Origin of the sequence: Janthinobacterium sp. BJB426, assembly GCF_002735705.1 — a bacterium.
Taxonomy (GTDB): domain Bacteria; phylum Pseudomonadota; class Gammaproteobacteria; order Burkholderiales; family Burkholderiaceae_D; genus Janthinobacterium.
In genome coordinates, this window is sequence record NZ_PDZL01000004.1 from 373,209 (window position 1) to 389,856 (window position 16,648).

The window sequence follows — 16,648 nt, forward strand, 5'->3', positions numbered from 1 at the left end:
TCGCATGAGCGGTGCACAACTGCTGTTTCTCGTGATCGTCTTTGCCGTGGTGGTGGCGCTGGCCCTGCTGGCATGGGTGATCTTCTTTTCCGGCACCTTGCGCCAGCGCCTGTTCGGTTCCATGGCGCCGGCCGCCAGCGAGGCGGTGGCCGACTCTGGCTGGGTGGAGCGCGTGGCGCGCGTGGCGCAGCCGTTCAGCAAACTATCTCTGCCGGAAGAGGGCTGGGAGCGCTCGCCGCTGCGCACGCGCTTCATGAACGCGGGCTGGCGCCAGGCCAGCGCGCCGGCCCTGTACTTTGCGGCGAAAACCGTGCTGGCCCTGCTGTTTCCCACCGTGCTGGGCCTGTACGCGGCCAGCGCCATGGCGGCGCAGCTGCGCAGCGTGCTGCTCTTGCTGCTGTGCGTCAGTGCCACCCTCGGTTACTACCTGCCGAACCTGGTGCTGGCCAGCACGGCCAAGCGGCGCCAGCGCGACATCTTTGAAAACATCCCCGATGCGCTCGACTTGCTGACCGTGTGCGTGGAAGCGGGCCTGAGCCTGGAGCGCGCGCTCGTCAAAGTGTCGGGCGAAATCCATATCAAGAGCGTGGTGCTGGCGCAGGAATTGCAACTGGTGCTGATGGAAATGCGCGCCGGCTTTTCCAAGGAAAAGGCGCTGCGCAACCTGGCCTTGCGCAGTGGCGTGGAAGACGTCGACACCCTGGTCGCCATGCTGATTCAATCGGAACGCTTCGGCACCAGCATGGGCGATTCGCTGCGCGTGCATTCGGAAAACCTGCGCGGCAAGCGCAGCCTGCTGGCCGAGGAGGCGGCAGCGAAGATCGCCCTGAAACTGCTGTTCCCGCTGATCTTTTGCGTCTTTCCCACCCTCATGCTGGTGCTCATGGGGCCGGCCGTGATCGAAGTCTATCGCGTGCTCGTGCCGGCCATGGCCAACCGCTGAAAGGAGCTATCATGCGCTTGACGATTTCCCGCTTGGCCGCCGCCTGCGCCTGCCTGGGCCTGGCCGCCTGCACCACGCAGCTGGCCCACGCGCCGCTGCCGCAGTGGCCTGACGCCGATGCCGCCTACGTGGCGGGGCGCCGGCATTTCGAGCGGGGCGACTTGCCTGCCGCGCAAGCGGCCTATGAACAGGCGTTGCGCGCCGCACCGCGCCACGTGAATGCGCGCAACGGCCTGGCCGTGCTGCATGCGCAGCGCGGTGAACACGATGCGGCGATCGCCCATTGGCTGGCCTTGACGCGGGAGGCCAGTCCGCCGCAGCCGCAGCAGGCGTATCTGTTCAGCAATCTCGGTCACGCCTATTCCCTGAGCGGGCGCGATGCGCAAGCGTTGACGGCGCTGGAACAGGCGTGTCTGCTTGACCCGCTCAATGCGCTGGCCTGGCAGCACCTGGCGCAAGTGCTGGAACGGCTGGGACAGCACGCGCGCGCCGCCGTCATGCGGCGCCAGGCGCAGAGCCTGCAGGAACATGACTTACGGCGCGACCTGGCCGTCTTGCGCAGCGAGGCGCCGCCGCAGGCTGTGCCCGTGGCCGCGCCGCTGCCGGATGTGCCTGCCATGGCGCGCATCGACATCACGCAAACCGACGGCATGGCGCGCCTGCAGCGCGTGTCGGCGGCCGCGCACGGCGTGCCCGCTGTCGCTGCCGTGCCGCGTCCGCGCCTGGAAATTGTGAACGGCAATGGCGTGCCCGGCCTGGCCGCAGCGCTGGCGCGCAGCCTGGCCGGTGCTCCCGTGCAGGTGGTGCGCTTGGCCAATGAAACCAGTTTCCAGGTGGCGCGCACGCGCGTCGAGTACCGGCCCGCGCAGGAGCAGGCGGCGCTTCAGCTGGCCCGTCAGCTGGGGCTGCAGGTACAAACCCAGGTGCAGACCCAGGCCGCCGATTGCCCCGCCAGCGAGCTGCGCCTGGTGCTGGGGCGCGACCTGAGCGATCCGGCCATGCTGCACCGCTATTATCTGCAGCAGCTGCAGCTGGCGCGCCAGGCGCTGGCGCGGCTCGGTTAACACGTTCTTGCCTGCATAAAAAACGCGGCGCCTTTGCGGGCGCCGCGTTTTGTTGGCATGCCGGTGTCTAGCTTGGCCGGCGGCGGCGCGTAAAAGCCAGGCCAGCCAGTCCCGTGCCCAGCAGGAACAGCGTGCCTGGCTCGGGCACGACCAGGGGATCGATGACGACGATATCGGTGCGCGTGGATTTCGAAAAGTTCAAGGTATAGCTGCCGGCCGGCAGGGCGAAATTCGAGGTCAGGGAAAACATCGCAAAGCCATTCGTGAAGGCGCGCCCGCTGGCCGGGTCATTCGTGCCGGCCGTCATGTTCAGGCTGAACGGGTCGAGGCTGCCGGCGCCATGGTTGCCGTTGATGTCGCTGCCATTGTTGGCATCGCCATCGGGCGCGAACTGGAAGATCACGCCATCGGCATTCGCTTTCGACAGGCAACCGACGGGACTGGCGCTGTTGCACGAGATATTGAAGATATCCATGATCGATACGTTCGACTTGTCGCCCATGGTCGTGACGTTGGCCAGCAGGTCGCGCCGTCCCATGAAGCTGAAGGTGATGAAGCCGGCGCTCGACAGGGTCAGGTTGACGGAGCCGGTGAGCGTGTCGCCGGCCGTGGAGGATGCCGCCCCCACCGAGTTGCGCTGCGCTTCGGACACGGCGCTGACGGTGGAACCGGCGGCAGTGAGCATGTTGCCGAAGGAATGCGCATCGCCGCGCGCGAATTCCAGCGCGGCGGTGGGCGCATAGTGGTTTTGCGGCGAGGCGCCGCAGCCGGCGCCGGAGCACACTTGCAGCACGTCGGCGTTGGCGGCCGGGCCCGTATTGACGGCGCGCGGATTGACGGCCACGCCGCCCTGAAAGAAGGCGCTGTCGCTGGCATTGCGATTGGCGCCGGCCAACGACAAGGTGCCGGCACTCGTGGTGATGCGGAAATTGTTCAATTCATTGACGGCCAGGCCGTACGCGCCGGCATGCACCTGGCCGCTGGCCAGCAGGCTCGCCGCCGCCAGTGCGCCCAGCCAGCCCAGGGTCTTGCTTCGTGTGTGATCGACGTTCATCGCAGCCTCTTATCGTGGTCAGTCTCGGAAAATCCGGGGGCAAGGAATCCAGTTCGACTTGCCTGGATTCATCTTGTAGACAGTGATAAGCAGCTTGCGTGCCACACAAAAAAAGCATATTGAATCAAACACTTGCGCAAAGTGGACTGAACTGGAGAGGGCAAAGTGTAAGAAAGGCCGACGCCGCCTGGCGGGCGGTGCCGGCCAGCCTCAGGTGCCCCGGTGATAGCCGAGGTGGCCGCCCGAATTGCGTGCGCAGCCGCAACCGATGCGCGCCACTTCCTCGCCTTCCGTCAATTTCCAGTTGGTAATCGTCGTGTGCTGCCAGTCGATGTCGCTTTTCTTGACAGGTTTTACCGTCAGGGTACGTTGCTCCACATCCGTGTATTCCATCAATTCTTCGTCATCGGCGATGTCGAAATGGCGGTGGATCAGGGAAATACCGAAGCGGTCGAGTGCGCCGTAGCGTTGCAGCACGTCGCGCAGTGCGCGAAAGCAGGCGAGATCGCCGGGCAGCAGCGGATCGACGGCGGAAATATCGGCGACGGGCTGCCATTGCATGGCGTGGATGTTCAGGCTGTGCATGATGTCCTCCTGTGCCCCCCTTGTATCAAGCCCAGGCTGCCAAAGGGGCCTGGCACGCCTGGTGACATGCCCATCGTGGCCGCAATGCCGCTGCGGTGCTTGCGCCAGATCAAAGGTGCGGCACATCGCCTCTCGCTGATCATTGCCCGGTAAAATAGGCCATGGCAAACAAAACCCCCACCTTCCCCGGCGCGCGCACGGGCCGCGGCCAGGTCCTGGCCGTGCTGCTGTCGAACCGCGACCACTCCGGCGCCGAACCGCTGCAAGGCAGCGTCTCGTTGGCCGCTATCGTCAAGGCACTGAAACGCAAATACCACTGGCCGATTGAAACGCACAGTTTCCCCGCGAATACGCAGGACGGCCGCGCAAGCTGGGCAACCGTCTACAGCTTGCCGGAAAAGGTCATTGAGACCGCGCTGGACAGCGGCGGCCGGGAGTGGCTGGGGAGCCGGACAGTAGCCGGGCGGCGCTGAGCGCGCCGCAGTACGCTATTCGAGCCGGAAGCCGACCTTGAGCGTGACCTGAAAGTGCGCCACCTTGCCATCGACGATATGGCCGCGCGATTCCGTCACTTCATACCAATCCATGTGCTTGACCGTCAGCGCCGCCTTGGCAATGGCATCGCGTATCGCCTGATCGCTGCTCTCGGTCGATGTTCCCACCAGTTCGATCAGCTTGTAAGTGTGTGCGGACATGATATTTCCCCAGGTAGGCAAGCCAGACATCGTGAGCCTGCTTTGCGCAAGCACATGCTCATCTTGCGCCTAAATGCGCTGGACGTCATTGCGCGGTGCAGCAATGCATGCACGTGGAACTATGTTCATCGGCACATATTGATAGTCCCGATATCTCGCGTCCTCCTCCTACCTGCGGTGGAAGCTTTTGGTTGTGTTGTAAGACCGTTGTCGGCTATTCTGCTCAGAATGTAAACACTCATCACCAAGGGTAACCCATGCTACGGAACTTCATTGCAGTTGCGGTAGTTACATCGTTATTGCAAGGTTGCGCAGCAATCATGCCCGGTATTGAAAGTAACGTGAAGGTGTTCCATCAGATGCCAACAGCACAAACGGCAGATGCGACCTATTCAATACTTCCATGGCGTAAGGAACATGAAGGTTCATTAGAGCATGACGCGTACGCTCAGCAGGTAGCAACATGGCTTCGTTTGAAAAACCTGAATGTTGTATCCCTTGGCGCCCCCGCCAAATTTGCTGTGTATCTCGATTTTGGTATTGACGATGGCCGCACTGAGTCCGTAACTTACTCACAGCCCCAATGGGGTGTAACCGGCTATGGAAGCTCCACGACCACCGGCACAGTCAATCGAATTGGGAATACTTCATATGTCAATGCCACCACAACCGTACAGCCAACCTATGGTGTCACTGGATTCAATCAAGTTACGGACTCGACAAGAGTTTATCGCCGGTTTGTCAGTATCGACATTGTTGAAGTTGGAACGCAGGGCGGTCCTACCCCAAAGAAAATTTATCAAGGGCAATTAAAGAGTGAGGGGTCTTGTGGAAACCTCCCAGCAGTCATGCCATCGTTTCTACAGGCACTGCTAAGCGACTTCCCTGGCACGTCTGGTACTTCTCGCAAAGTGAAACTGCCGTGGTCAAGTCAATGCTAGGAGGTAGCATTTTCTATAGCAGGTAGTAATTGTTTCGTGCAAAGCAAAAAAGGGCTACCTGCCGAAGCATGTAACCCTTTGATTTCCTACTAAAATTCTGGTGCCGACTGCCGGTTTCGAACTGGCCACCTGATGATTACAAATCAACTGCTCTACCAAATGAGCTAAGTCGGCAAAAACTGCGCGTTGCGAATTATACGCTATTTAATGCGTGTCAGGGTCGGGCGGCCGCCTTTTTTTGGTGGCTCGTCGTCGCCGGGCGTGGCGCTGTCGCGTTGTTCGGGGGAACTGGTCGGCACGGACGACAGGGTCGGGGCGCTGGATACCGGGGCGATCGCTGGCGGCGGGACGTCGGCGGAGGCCGGGCTGTCCGTCGGTTGCGCGTCCGGGTCATCGTTGCCCAACACGGGCTCGAAAGCCATGCCCTGGCCGTTTTCGTTGGCGTAGATGGCCATCACGTTGTCGACCGGTACGTAGATTTCGCGCGAGACGCCGCCAAAGCGGGCGTGGAAGCGGATGGCGTCGTTGTCCATCTTCAGGCCGCTGGTGGCGCCGAAGCTGATGTTGAGCACGATTTCGCCCTTTTTCACGTATTCCATCGGTACCGTGGTGCGCGAATCGACTTTGACCGCGAGATAAGGCGTGTAGCCGCTGTCGGTGCACCACTCGTAGATGGCGCGCAGCATATAAGGTTTGGTTGAGATTTCAGACATGGTAGACACTGTGAGGCGGGAGCGCCCCTGTCAATGACAGGGTGGCGCACCGGTAATTCAAAAGACTGGCTGCTGACGCAAGATGCCCCGGCAGACGCTGCCTGCCGGGAAGATCTTTTAGCGGCGCATCACTTTCTCGGATGGCGTCAGTGCTTCGATATAGGCCGGACGCGAGAAGATGCGTTCGGCGTATTTCATCAGCGGTGCAGCCGTCTTCGACAGTTCGATGCCGTAGTGGTCCAGGCGCCACAGCAGCGGCGCGACAGCCACGTCGAGCATCGAGAATTCGTCGCCCAACATGTACTTGTTTTTCAGGAACAGCGGCGCCAGGGTCGTCAGGCGGTCGCGGATTTCCGCGCGTGCCTTGTCGTGGGCCTTGTCGTTGCTCTTGGCGCGTTCGCTTTCCAGCACGTGCACGTGCACGAACAGTTCTTTTTCGAAATTGAACAGCATCAGGCGCGCGCGGGCACGCATCAGCGGATCGGCCGGCATCAGTTGCGGATGCGGGAAGCGCTCATCGATGTACTCGTTGATGATGTTCGATTCATACAGGATCAGTTCGCGCTCGACCAGGATAGGCACCTGGCCGTACGGATTCATGGTCGAAATGTCTTCCGGTTTGTTGAACAGGTCGACGTCGCGCACTTCGAAGTCCATGCCTTTTTCAAACAGGACCAGGCGGCAGCGTTGCGAAAATGGGCAGGTTGTACCCGAATAGAGAACCATCATTTTTTATAGTTCCTTAGAAACAAAGGGGGTGAAGCCGCGAACGGCTCACCCCAGGTCGCTTGTCCACTCATGCGGACAACGCAGAAACAGGCATAAACCGGCCTATGGCCGGCGCCTCACTTATTTGACTTCCTTCCAGAACGACGCGTTAAGGCGCCATGCCAGCAGAGCAAAGACCGACAGGAACAGCAGCACCCACACGCCCAGGCGCTTGCGTGTCTGCTGTGCCGGTTCGGCCATCCACTCCATGTAGCCGACCAGGTCGGCTACCGCATTGTCATACTCGATCTTGTTCAACGTACCTGGCTTGACCTGCTCGAAGCCGGCAAATTTGTGGATCTTCTTGCCAGCGTCGTGCGGATCATTCTCTTCCACGAACTTGGCAGACTGGACACCTTGCAATTCCCATAATACATGCGGCATGGCAACATTCGGCACGACCATGTTGTTCCAGCCGGTCGGACGAGTGTCGTCTTTATAGAACGTACGCAGGTAAGTATACAGGTAGTCGCCGCCTGTGCCAGCGGAAGATGATTTCGCGCGCGAAATTACCGACAAATCCGGCGGTACGACGCCAAAGAAAGCCTTGGCGTCCTGCGGTGCCAGGCTTGTCGTCATCAAGTCGCCGACTTTATCGCCGGAGAACAACAGATTCTGCTTGATCTGGTCTTCCGTCAAACCCAGGTCGCGCAGCCGGTTGTAGCGCATCGACACGGCGGCGTGGCAATTCAAGCAATAGTTGACGAACAATTTGGCGCCATGTTGCAGCGCCGCCATGTTGGTTTGGCGGTCAGGAGCCTTGTCCAGCGGAAAGCCGCCTTCGCTGGCGAGAGCCATGGTAGGCACGAAGGCCAGGATGGCGAGCAGTTTTTTTGCAATCTTCATATGATGTATGTCCTTTGAGCGTGGCGTGAGAGCGGCTTAGTGCGGGTGAAACGTCACACGCGACGGCACGGTCTTGAACTTGCCCATTGCACTCCACCATGGCATCAACAGGAAGAAGCTGAAGTAAATCAGGGTGCACACTTGCGACACGATGGTTTTCGTATCCGTTGGCGCCTGGGTCCCCAAGTAGCCGAGGATCAGGAACGACAGGCCGAAGATGGCGTACACATATTTGTGCCAGGTCGGACGGTAGCGGATCGATTTCACGGGCGAATGGTCGAGCCATGGCAGGAAGGCCAGGATCACGACGGAACCGCCGAAGAACACCACGCCCCAGAATTTCGCGTCCAGCACCTGCGGCAGCATGCCGATGATGGCGACGATGGCGATGCCGGCGATGACCGACTTGACGATCGTCGACAGGCGCGACTTGAGCCAGATGAACACCACGTAAGCAGCCACGACACCCATCAGCACGTACATGAAGTCGGCCGTGGTGGCACGCAGCACCGAGTAGAACGGCGTGAAGTACCAGGTTGGCGCGATGTGCAGCGGGGTCTTCAGCGAATCGCCGGGCAGGAAGTTGTTATATTCCAGGAAATAACCGCCCATTTCCGGCGCGAAGAAGACGACGGCGCTGAAAATGACGAGGAAGATCGACACGCCGAACAGGTCATGTACGGTGTAGTACGGATGCGAAGGAATCGAATCGACCGGGTGGCCATCGGCGCCCAGATTTTCTTTGACTTCGATGCCGTCCGGGTTGCTCGAACCGACTTCGTGCAGGGCGATCAAGTGCGCTGCAACCAAGCCCAGCAGTACCAGCGGGATGGCGATCACGTGGAAGGCAAAGAAGCGGTTCAGGGTCGCGTCGGAAACGACATAGTCGCCGCGGATCCACAGCGACAGGTCAGGGCCGATCAGCGGGATGGCGCCAAACAGGTTGACGATCACTTGGGCGCCCCAGTACGACATCTGGCCCCATGGCAACAGGTAGCCGAAGAACGCTTCGGCCATCAGGCACAGGAAGATGGCGAAACCGAACAGCCAGATCAGTTCACGTGGCTTGCGGTACGAGCCGTACAGGAGGCCGCGCGTCATGTGCAGGTAGACGATGATGAAGAAGGCCGAGGCGCCCGTCGAGTGCATGTAGCGCACCAGCCAGCCCCACGGTACTTCGCGCATGATGTACTCGACGGAATTGAAGGCCAGGGCCGCATCCGGTTTGTAGTGCATGGTCAGGAAGATGCCGGTGACGATCTGCAAGACCAGCACCAGCATGGCCAGCGAGCCGAAGATGTACCAGAAGTTGAAGTTTTTCGGGGCGTAGTACTTGCCCCATTGGTCGTTCCACAGCTTGGTCAGGGGAAAGCGGTCATCGACCCAGCCCAGTGCTTTTTCGGCGACGGGAGCGTCTGCCGGGAACTTCGTTTCTTTGAAAGCAGCCATGATCAAGCCTCGCCTTTCTCGTCTTTACCTATCAGCAATTTGGTGTCGCTCAGATACATATGACGCGGCACTTGCAGGTTGTCCGGCGCCGGCTTGTTCTTGAACACGCGGCCTGCCATGTCGAAGGTGGAGCCGTGGCAAGGGCACAGGAAGCCGCCTTCCCAGTCATCGGGCAGCGACGGTTGCGGGCCGGGGGTAAATTTCGAGGAAGGGGAGCAGCCAAGGTGGGTGCAGATGCCGACAGCGACGAGAATTTCAGGCTTGATCGAACGCGCCTCGTTCATGCAGTATTCCGGCGTGAATTCGGCGGGATTGCGTTGGGAATTGGCATCGGCGACCTTGCCATCGGTTTGTTTGAGCGACGCGATCATTTCCGGCGTGCGCTTGAGGATCCAGACCGGCTTGCCGCGCCATTCGACGGTGCGCATTTCGCCGGGTTGCAAGGTGGTGATGTCTACTTCGACCGGCGCGCCAGCCGCTTTCGCGCGCTCCGACGGCTGGAAGGTGCTTACCAAGGCTCCCGCGGTTGCCAATCCAACTACACTGCCCGCCGCGCACGTGGCGACGAGCAAGCCGCGACGGCCTGAATCGACCTGCTTTTCGTTACTCATGCAAACCCCAATCAGTCAAAATGCGAATCTTTATTATGAGTGGCAGCCGCGAAAAACCCGTCGCCGAAGCTCTTTCCCACTGATTGCCGCAACCCGCATCTTTGTACGGTAAAGTGGCAACATCCCTGCGGAACTTCGGACTATGGCGCAGCCCATGCCAGTTTCTTGTTGATTATCCGGAAGTGAAAAAGCCACTTCTGGCAACCGCAAATTATAAGTGAAGCAAACAACGAATAAAACAAAAACGTTGCTTGTACCATAATTTATATACTTTTGCAGGAGGTGGCTAGTTCTTTCGAACTAGATGCGCACGGCTGTGCCGGAATTGGTCTCGCCGGCAACCACAAGTTGGTGTACCCGGGAATCAATAGTATGATCGGCATGTTTTTTATACATATCCGAAGGAGAAATTCATGGCAATGATGAAAGAATTTAAAGAATTTGCAATGAAAGGCAACGTCGTCGATCTGGCGGTTGGTGTCATCATCGGCGGCGCCTTCGGCAAGATTGTCGATTCTCTGGTGCAAGACGTGATCATGCCACCCATCGGCCGCATTTTCGGCGGACTCGATTTCGCCAATTACTATCTGCCCCTGAATGGTCAAGCTACCACGATGACCCTGGTGGAAGCGAAAAAGGCGGGCGCCGTGCTGGCCTACGGTAATTTCCTCACCATTCTGCTCAATTTCGTCATTTTGGCCTTCATCATCTTCCAGATGGTGCGCCTGATGAACAAGGCCCGCCGCAGCGAACCGGTCGCGCCGGCAGTTGCACCGGCCACGCCGGAAGACATCGTGCTGCTGCGTGAAATCCGCGACTCACTGCAGAAGAACGGACAGAATAGCAACGATCTGGCAAAATAAGTCGTTCCGGCACCGGCCGGCTGACCTGGGTGGAGTGCTATGCGACGATTCTGGTTATTGTTTGCGCAAACCGTGACGATCGCGTTGGCGCTGTACTTTGTGTACGGCGCGCTGCGCCCGGCCAGCCGGGTACAGCAACTGGGCTCTCCCACCAAGCCGGTGCCCGTGGTGGAAACGGCGTCGAGCAGCCTGGCGCCCGGCTCCTACCGCGACGCGGCGGCGCGCGCCATGCCCGCCGTCGTCAACATCCTCACCCTGCAAGTGCCCAAGCGCGGCGCCCATCCGCTGGCGCGCGATCCCTTCTTTAAACGTTTCTTCGGCGACCGCGACCCGGACGGCGAGGATGACGACGACTTGAAAAACAGCCTCGGTTCGGGCGTGATCGTCAGCCATGAAGGCTATGTGCTGACCAACAACCACGTGGTTGAAGGCGCCGACGAAATCGAAGTCGTGCTCACGGATGGCCGCAAGGCGCCCGCCAAGATCGTCGGCCTGGATCCGGAAACGGACCTGGCCGTGATCAAGATCGACCTCGACAAGCTGCCCGTCATCGTGCTGGGCCAGTCGGAGCTGGCGCGCGTGGGCGACGTGGTGCTGGCCATCGGCAACCCGTTCGGCGTGGGTCAGACGGTGACCATGGGCATCATCTCCGCCCTGGGCCGCAACAACCTGCACATCAACAGTTTTGAAAACTTCATCCAGACGGATGCGGCCATCAACTTCGGCAACTCGGGCGGCGCCCTGGTCGACACGCGCGGCAATCTGATCGGCATCAATACGGCGATCTACTCGCAAAGCGGCGGCTCCGTCGGCATCGGCTTCGCCATTCCCGTCTCTACGGCCAAGACGGTGATGGAAGCCATCATCAAGGATGGCCACGTGGTGCGCGGCTGGATCGGCGTGGAAACGCAGGACATCACGCCCGAGCTGGCGCAAAGCTTCGGCTTGCAGCGCACGAGCGGCGCCATCATCGCCGGCGTGGTGCGCAACGGCCCGGCCGACAAGGCGGGCATCGTGCCCGGCGACATCCTGCTGACGGTGGAAGGCAAGCCCGTCGGCGACACGACGGAAATGCTGAACCTGATCGCCCAACTGCCGCCCGGCGGAAAAGCTAAAATGACGGTGCTGCGCAAGAATCGCGAAGCGGCGCTCGACGTGATGGTAGGCAAGCGCCCCATCCCGAAAGAGCTTTCCAAATAGTTGCTGATCGGAATTTGACACATGCATGTGCGTGATTTGACCCAATTTTTACGTGAACTGAGCGACAACAACAACCGTCCCTGGTTTGTCATGAACAAGCCCCGCTACGACATCCTGCGCGAGGAATTCCTCGCGCTGGTCACCAGCCTGATCGGTGAGTTGGGCAAGTTCGACCCGGCCGTGAAGTACTGCAATCCGAAAAAGGCCTTGTTCCGCATCAACCGCGACGTGCGTTTTGCGCACGACAAGAGTCCGTACAAGACGCGCTTTTCGGCCGCCATCGCGCCGAACGACATGCGCCGTCCCAGCAAGGCGGGCGGCCCCACGTATTATCTGCAGATCGATGGCCAGGGCAATTTACTGTTCGGCGCCGGCGAATATATGCCGCCGCCGGGCCGCCTGAAGGCGCTGCGCGAGCATATGCTCAACGACGCGCCAGGCTTTTCCAAAGTGTTGAAAAATAAGCGTTTGAAGGCCCGTTTCGGCACCATCCAGAACGAAGGCAAGCTGCAGCGCCCGCCGAAGGGGTTTGACGCGGACGCCGAACATATCGAATTCATCAAGCTGAAGAGCTTTTTTGTCTGGACCGAAGTGCCGCTGCCCGTGAACGCGCCCGAGAAACTGCTGCCGACCCTGGCGGAAGGCTTGAAGGATGCGTGGCCGCTGGTCGAGTGGATGCGCGGTGCGAAAGAGCCGGAGGAAGTCACCGAGTAATTGCGGAAGGAGCACATGATGGCACTGGAGCACGCAAGTTCAGGACAGGTGATCGAGGTGCTGCGCAGGGACGGCGACGACCTGTCGCAGTTTTCCGCCATCGCGCTGGCCAAAACGGATGAGCTGGAATTGATCCGCATGTGCATGCCCAAGGGCAAGACCATGCCCGAGCATCACGTGCTCGGCGAAATCACCTTGCTGTGCCTGCAAGGGCAGGTGGCGGTGGAGGCGCATGGCGGCGTGCAGGTGCTGGGATCGGGGCAGATGCTGTACCTGCTCGGCGGCCAGGCGCACGCCCTGGAAGCGCGCGAAGACAGTCTGTTATTGCTCACCATACTCATGCACAAGGCGGGGCGCTAGCTTTCCGGGTGCTTCAAGCCGCCTCGGCGCGCGGATCGCGCGACAGCAGCTGCTGCACCATCACGTGCGGCAAGTCCCCATCGAACAGCACGCCGGCCACCGCGTTGGTGATCGGCATGTCGACGCCCATGCGGCGCGCCAGTTCGCGTACGGCCTTGGCGCAGGGCACGCCTTCGGCCACGTGACCGAGCTCAGCCACGATGGTGTCCAGCGCCTTGCCTTGCGCCAAACCCAGGCCGACGCGGCGGTTGCGCGACAGGTCGCCCGTGCACGTCAGAATCAAGTCGCCCATGCCCGTCAAGCCCATGAACGTTTCTGTCTGGCCACCCAGCGCCGTGCCCAGGCGCGTGATTTCCGCCAGGCCACGCGTGATCAGCGCGGCGCGCGCATTCAAGCCCAGGCCCAGGCCGTCGGCCACGCCGGTGGCGATCGCCAGCACGTTCTTGACGGCGCCGCCCACTTCCACGCCCACCAGGTCGTCGCTCGCATACACGCGGATGGTGCCGCCATGCAAGGCCGAGACGACGGCGCCGCGCAAGGCGGCATTGTGCGAAGCGATGGTCAGCGCGCACGGCAAGCCGCGTGCCACTTCCTGCGCGAACGAGGGGCCGGACAGGGCGCCGCCGGGAATCTTGTCGCCCAGCACTTCCTGCACGATCTGGTGCGGCAGCAAGCCCGTGCCGCCTTCAAAGCCTTTGCACAGCCACACCAGGTTGCCGATCGCCTTGTCTTTCAGCTGATGCAGCATGGGCCGCAAGCCCGCCACAGGGCAGGCGGCGATCAGGAGGCCGTGTTCGCCGCTGGCATGCGCGACGGCGGCGTCGAAATCGGCGCTGATGCGCAGCTGCGGCGGTAAAGGGAAACCGGGCAAATAGCTGTTTTCACCGCTGGCGGCCATGGCGGCCATGGCCTGGCCGTTGCGGCCCCACAGCAGCACGTCATGACGGCCAGCCAGGGCCATGGCCACGGCCGTGCCCCAGGCGCCGGCGCCCAGGATGGTGATCTTGCGGGCGGCGGGAATATTGTCGGGAGTGACTTCAGGAGAAACTTGCATGCAACCTCAACGGGGCAGGGGGAACGGACGCGGTGCTTACAGGCCCCACACTTCGCTGGTCTTGACGTAGCCGCTCTGGCCATCCTTGTGGCGCACCTTGACCCAGCCGGAGCTCGGCTGCTCGCTCATTTCCAGCAGCACGCCCTTGTCGACGAGGATGATGGGGGAGGCGATGTCGTCGGGGCTGGCGCGAACCTTGAGGTTCGCGGCGCGCGCCACGACGTTGCGCTTGGCCGACAGGCCCTTGGCTTCCGTCCAGGCCATTTCGCCGCTGGCGTCGCGTACCTTGACCCATTCGCCGTAGCTGAGCACCACTTCCAGCGGCATGCCGCGTGGCGCCACGTACAGCTTGCCTCCCTTGGAGGATGGCGCGTCGTACAGGATCACGGGAGCGGCGCCCACCGTTTTGAAATCGACGGCGTGGCTGGCGGCGGTCGCCAGCAGCAGCACGGCGCCGGCCATCCAGCGGAACTTGCTCAAGAGCGCACTTTTCAACATGATATTTTTGAACCTTAACGAAACACGGCGGCCAGGCCGCCGTGTCAGGCCAGCCTTGACGGCCAGCGGGGTCTTGCAAGAGCTTAGTGCGTTTCGCTGGCTGCTGGCGCTGCGGCAGCGGCGTCAGCAATAGCTTGCAGACGTTGTTGGTAGAACACTTCGAAGTTGATCTCGGCCAGGTGTACTGGCGGGAAGCCGGCACGGGTGATCACGTCGGCGATGTTGGCGCGCAGGTAAGGGTAGATGATGTTCGGGCAGCCGATTCCCAGCAGTGGATCGAGTTGATCAGCAGGAATGTTGCGTGCTTCGAAGATACCGGCTTGCTTGCCTTCAACCAGGAAAGCGACTTTTTCGCCGACTTTGGCGGTGACGGTGATGGTCACGGTGGCTTCGAAGATGCCGTCGGCCAGAGGCGCAGCGCCCACGTCCAGTGCCACTTCGATGGCTGGTGCTTCTTGTTCCAGGAAAATAGCTGGGGAATTTGGTTGTTCCAGCGACATGTCTTTCAGGTAGACGCGTTGGATTTGGAAGACTGGTTGCAGATTTTCGTCAGACATGGAACGCTTTCGTTGTAAAGGACAAGAACGGCACACCGTTCAAATATGGTGCTTGCGGTATTCAAACCGCGCCGGATAGGCGCGGCCAGATCAGGTGCGAGGGCAATTGTATCAAAACAATACGACAAAAAACCAAGCAATTTCTCGAACCCGCTTTATATCAGGCTGCCGTGCCATTTAACAAGGGGTCCAGCTTGCCAGCTTGATCGAGCGCATACAAATCGTCGAATCCGCCCACGTGGGTATCGCCCACATAGATTTGCGGGACCGTGCGGCGGCCCGTGCGTTCCATCATCTTGATGCGCTCTTCCGGGTCGAGGTCGACGCGGATCTTTTGTACGGCGACGCCCTTCGATTCCAACAGGCGCTCGGCGCGCACGCAATACGGGCACACGGCGGTGCTATACACAATTACTGGGACGGTCATGATGATTCCTTCAGTTAATGCTGGTTTATTTCGCCAGCGACAAGGTTTTCAATGGCAAACCCTGCTTTTTCCATTCGTCGAGGCCGCCTTCCAGGCTCGTTGCCTCAGCGAAACCAGCTTTGCCCAGCAGGCCGACGGCGGTTGCCGAACGCGAACCTTTCTGGCAAACCACTACAATGGGGCGCGTTTTGAATTTTTCCAGCTCGCCCACGCGTTTTGCCAGTTCCGGCAGCGGAATATTTTTTGCGTCAGGCAAGTGACCCGTGGCGAATTCTTCCGCGCTGCGCACGTCGACGATGATGGTTTTGCCGCGGTTGATCAGTTGCGTGACTTCCAGCACGGTCGCGCGCTTGCCGCGCATCGACAGCAGTGGCCAGAGGAGGGCGCCGCCGGAAATAATGACGATGGCAAACAGAAAAATGTGGTCGATAATGAATTTCACGTAGGGTCCAATGGTTTAAGTCAATCCGCGCATTATAAAATAGAAGCTGGACGAGGTCTTTTTACGTTTTGCTTTTTTGATTTGAACCCCTTGAGAAGATAGAACTATGTACAAAATCGTTTTCATGCGTCACGGCGAGTCCACCTGGAACCTCGATAACCGCTTCACCGGCTGGACCGACGTCGATCTGACGGAAAAGGGCGTCAACGAAGCCAAGGCCGCCGGCCAGATCCTCAAGCAGGAAGGTTTTACGTTCGACGTGGCCTACACTTCCGTTCTGAAGCGCGCCATCCGCACCCTGTGGCTGGCGCTCGACGAGATGGACATGATGTATTTGCCAATCAAGAACGACTGGCGCTTGAACGAGCGCCACTACGGCGCCCTGCAAGGCCTGGACAAGGGCGAGACAGCCGCCAAGTATGGCGACGAGCAAGTACTGGTATGGCGCCGCAGCTACGATACGCCGCCGCCGCCGCTGGAAGCGAACGACGACCGCGCCTCGTACAACGACCCGCGTTATGCCGGCTTGCCGCAAGCATCGATTCCGCTGACCGAATGCCTGAAAGACACCGTGGCGCGCGTGATGCCGGCCTGGGATGAAGAAATCGCCCCGGCCATCCGCGCCGGCAAGAAAATCATCATTTCGGCCCACGGCAACAGCCTGCGCGCGCTGATCAAGATGCTCGACGGCATCAGCGACAGCGACATCGTCGGCCTGAACATTCCGAACGGCCAGCCGCTCGTGTATGAACTGGACGCCGACCTGAAACCGATCCGTCATTATTATCTGGGCGACCCGGCAGCGATTGCGGCAGCGCAAGCAGCCGTGGCGAACCAAGGGAAGGCCAAGTAACTTGTCGTCTT

General features: G+C 60.4%; 22 protein-coding genes and 1 tRNA gene. 9 read left to right on the forward strand and 14 right to left on the reverse strand.

Annotated features, from left to right (window positions below):
• Window positions 1-4: 4 nt before the first annotated feature.
• Complete coding sequence (locus CSQ93_RS09500; protein ID WP_099377839.1) at window positions 5-943, forward strand: type II secretion system F family protein; 939 nt, start codon at window positions 5-7, stop codon at window positions 941-943.
• 11 nt (window positions 944-954) lie between these two features.
• On the forward strand, window positions 955-2,007 hold the full coding sequence (locus tag CSQ93_RS09505; RefSeq protein ID WP_099377840.1) for a LytR C-terminal domain-containing protein: 1,053 nt from the start codon (window positions 955-957) through the stop codon (window positions 2,005-2,007).
• A 67-nt stretch (window positions 2,008-2,074) separates the two neighbouring features.
• On the opposite strand, the gene CSQ93_RS09510 is transcribed toward CSQ93_RS09505, so the two are convergent.
• Window positions 2,075-3,061, reverse strand: coding sequence for an EDSAP-1 family PEP-CTERM protein (locus tag CSQ93_RS09510; protein WP_099377841.1), 987 nt, complete (start codon window positions 3,059-3,061; stop codon window positions 2,075-2,077).
• Window positions 3,062-3,271: 210 nt separating this feature from the next.
• Window positions 3,272-3,646, reverse strand: coding sequence for a hypothetical protein (locus CSQ93_RS09515; RefSeq protein WP_099377842.1), 375 nt, complete (start codon window positions 3,644-3,646; stop codon window positions 3,272-3,274).
• Window positions 3,647-3,807: 161 nt separating this feature from the next.
• Here CSQ93_RS09515 and CSQ93_RS09520 point away from each other — a divergent pair, with 161 nt between their 5' ends.
• Window positions 3,808-4,119: a hypothetical protein gene (locus CSQ93_RS09520; RefSeq protein WP_099377843.1), complete on the forward strand. Its 312-nt coding sequence runs from the start codon at window positions 3,808-3,810 to the stop codon at window positions 4,117-4,119.
• A gap of 15 nt (window positions 4,120-4,134) precedes the next feature.
• Here the strand turns inward: CSQ93_RS09520 and CSQ93_RS09525 are convergent, their stop codons facing one another.
• Window positions 4,135-4,341, reverse strand: coding sequence for a dodecin (locus CSQ93_RS09525; RefSeq protein ID WP_034753599.1), 207 nt, complete (start codon window positions 4,339-4,341; stop codon window positions 4,135-4,137).
• A 257-nt stretch (window positions 4,342-4,598) separates the two neighbouring features.
• Here CSQ93_RS09525 and CSQ93_RS28810 point away from each other — a divergent pair, with 257 nt between their 5' ends.
• Window positions 4,599-5,282 carry a hypothetical protein gene (locus CSQ93_RS28810; protein WP_158301188.1) on the forward strand — a complete coding sequence of 228 codons (684 nt, stop codon included), beginning with the start codon at window positions 4,599-4,601 and terminating at the stop codon, window positions 5,280-5,282.
• A 98-nt stretch (window positions 5,283-5,380) separates the two neighbouring features.
• On the opposite strand, the gene CSQ93_RS09530 is transcribed toward CSQ93_RS28810, so the two are convergent.
• The 6 genes from CSQ93_RS09530 to petA form a co-directional block, all read right to left on the reverse strand.
• Window positions 5,381-5,456 (reverse strand) — tRNA-Thr (locus CSQ93_RS09530).
• A 26-nt stretch (window positions 5,457-5,482) separates the two neighbouring features.
• On the reverse strand, window positions 5,483-5,995 hold the full coding sequence (locus CSQ93_RS09535) for a ClpXP protease specificity-enhancing factor (RefSeq protein ID WP_099377844.1): 513 nt from the start codon (window positions 5,993-5,995) through the stop codon (window positions 5,483-5,485).
• 117 nt (window positions 5,996-6,112) lie between these two features.
• On the reverse strand, window positions 6,113-6,724 hold the full coding sequence (locus CSQ93_RS09540; RefSeq protein WP_010394154.1) for a glutathione S-transferase N-terminal domain-containing protein: 612 nt from the start codon (window positions 6,722-6,724) through the stop codon (window positions 6,113-6,115).
• 120 nt (window positions 6,725-6,844) lie between these two features.
• A complete protein-coding gene (locus CSQ93_RS09545) occupies window positions 6,845-7,609 on the reverse strand; it encodes a cytochrome c1 (RefSeq protein WP_099377845.1) in 765 nt (254 codons plus the stop codon).
• A 36-nt stretch (window positions 7,610-7,645) separates the two neighbouring features.
• On the reverse strand, window positions 7,646-9,058 hold the full coding sequence (locus CSQ93_RS09550) for a cytochrome b (protein ID WP_099377846.1): 1,413 nt from the start codon (window positions 9,056-9,058) through the stop codon (window positions 7,646-7,648).
• A gap of 2 nt (window positions 9,059-9,060) precedes the next feature.
• The gene (petA, locus tag CSQ93_RS09555) at window positions 9,061-9,669 is read right to left on the reverse strand and encodes a ubiquinol-cytochrome c reductase iron-sulfur subunit (protein WP_034783594.1); all 609 of its coding nucleotides are present in this window, start codon (window positions 9,667-9,669) and stop codon (window positions 9,061-9,063) included.
• Between the two features lie 413 nt (window positions 9,670-10,082).
• Between petA and mscL the strand changes: the two genes are divergently transcribed.
• The 4 genes from mscL to CSQ93_RS09575 are packed head-to-tail and all read left to right on the forward strand — an operon-like array spanning window position 10,083 to window position 12,806.
• Complete coding sequence (gene mscL, locus CSQ93_RS09560; protein WP_099377847.1) at window positions 10,083-10,532, forward strand: large conductance mechanosensitive channel protein MscL; 450 nt, start codon at window positions 10,083-10,085, stop codon at window positions 10,530-10,532.
• Window positions 10,533-10,571: 39 nt separating this feature from the next.
• On the forward strand, window positions 10,572-11,732 hold the full coding sequence (locus tag CSQ93_RS09565) for a Do family serine endopeptidase (protein WP_099377848.1): 1,161 nt from the start codon (window positions 10,572-10,574) through the stop codon (window positions 11,730-11,732).
• Between the two features lie 21 nt (window positions 11,733-11,753).
• A complete protein-coding gene (locus CSQ93_RS09570) occupies window positions 11,754-12,446 on the forward strand; it encodes a DUF2461 domain-containing protein (protein ID WP_099377849.1) in 693 nt (230 codons plus the stop codon).
• 15 nt (window positions 12,447-12,461) lie between these two features.
• Entirely contained in the window at window positions 12,462-12,806 is a 345-nt protein-coding gene (locus CSQ93_RS09575; protein WP_233516124.1) for a hypothetical protein, read from the forward strand.
• Window positions 12,807-12,819: 13 nt separating this feature from the next.
• On the opposite strand, the gene CSQ93_RS09580 is transcribed toward CSQ93_RS09575, so the two are convergent.
• The 5 genes from CSQ93_RS09580 to CSQ93_RS09600 all read right to left on the reverse strand — a co-directional run bounded on the left by CSQ93_RS09580 (window position 12,820) and on the right by CSQ93_RS09600 (window position 15,784).
• On the reverse strand, window positions 12,820-13,860 hold the full coding sequence (locus tag CSQ93_RS09580) for an NAD(P)H-dependent glycerol-3-phosphate dehydrogenase (protein ID WP_099377850.1): 1,041 nt from the start codon (window positions 13,858-13,860) through the stop codon (window positions 12,820-12,822).
• Window positions 13,861-13,896: 36 nt separating this feature from the next.
• Window positions 13,897-14,358 carry an SH3 domain-containing protein gene (locus CSQ93_RS09585; protein ID WP_099377851.1) on the reverse strand — a complete coding sequence of 154 codons (462 nt, stop codon included), beginning with the start codon at window positions 14,356-14,358 and terminating at the stop codon, window positions 13,897-13,899.
• A gap of 83 nt (window positions 14,359-14,441) precedes the next feature.
• Window positions 14,442-14,915, reverse strand: a complete 474-nt coding sequence (gene secB, locus CSQ93_RS09590; RefSeq protein ID WP_034783580.1) for a protein-export chaperone SecB — start codon at window positions 14,913-14,915, stop codon at window positions 14,442-14,444.
• A 160-nt stretch (window positions 14,916-15,075) separates the two neighbouring features.
• Window positions 15,076-15,342, reverse strand: a complete 267-nt coding sequence (gene grxC, locus CSQ93_RS09595) for a glutaredoxin 3 (RefSeq protein WP_034753025.1) — start codon at window positions 15,340-15,342, stop codon at window positions 15,076-15,078.
• Between the two features lie 25 nt (window positions 15,343-15,367).
• On the reverse strand, window positions 15,368-15,784 hold the full coding sequence (locus CSQ93_RS09600) for a rhodanese-like domain-containing protein (protein WP_034783578.1): 417 nt from the start codon (window positions 15,782-15,784) through the stop codon (window positions 15,368-15,370).
• A gap of 106 nt (window positions 15,785-15,890) precedes the next feature.
• Here CSQ93_RS09600 and gpmA point away from each other — a divergent pair, with 106 nt between their 5' ends.
• Complete coding sequence (gene gpmA, locus CSQ93_RS09605; protein WP_099377852.1) at window positions 15,891-16,637, forward strand: 2,3-diphosphoglycerate-dependent phosphoglycerate mutase; 747 nt, start codon at window positions 15,891-15,893, stop codon at window positions 16,635-16,637.
• Window positions 16,638-16,648 lie beyond the last annotated feature (11 nt).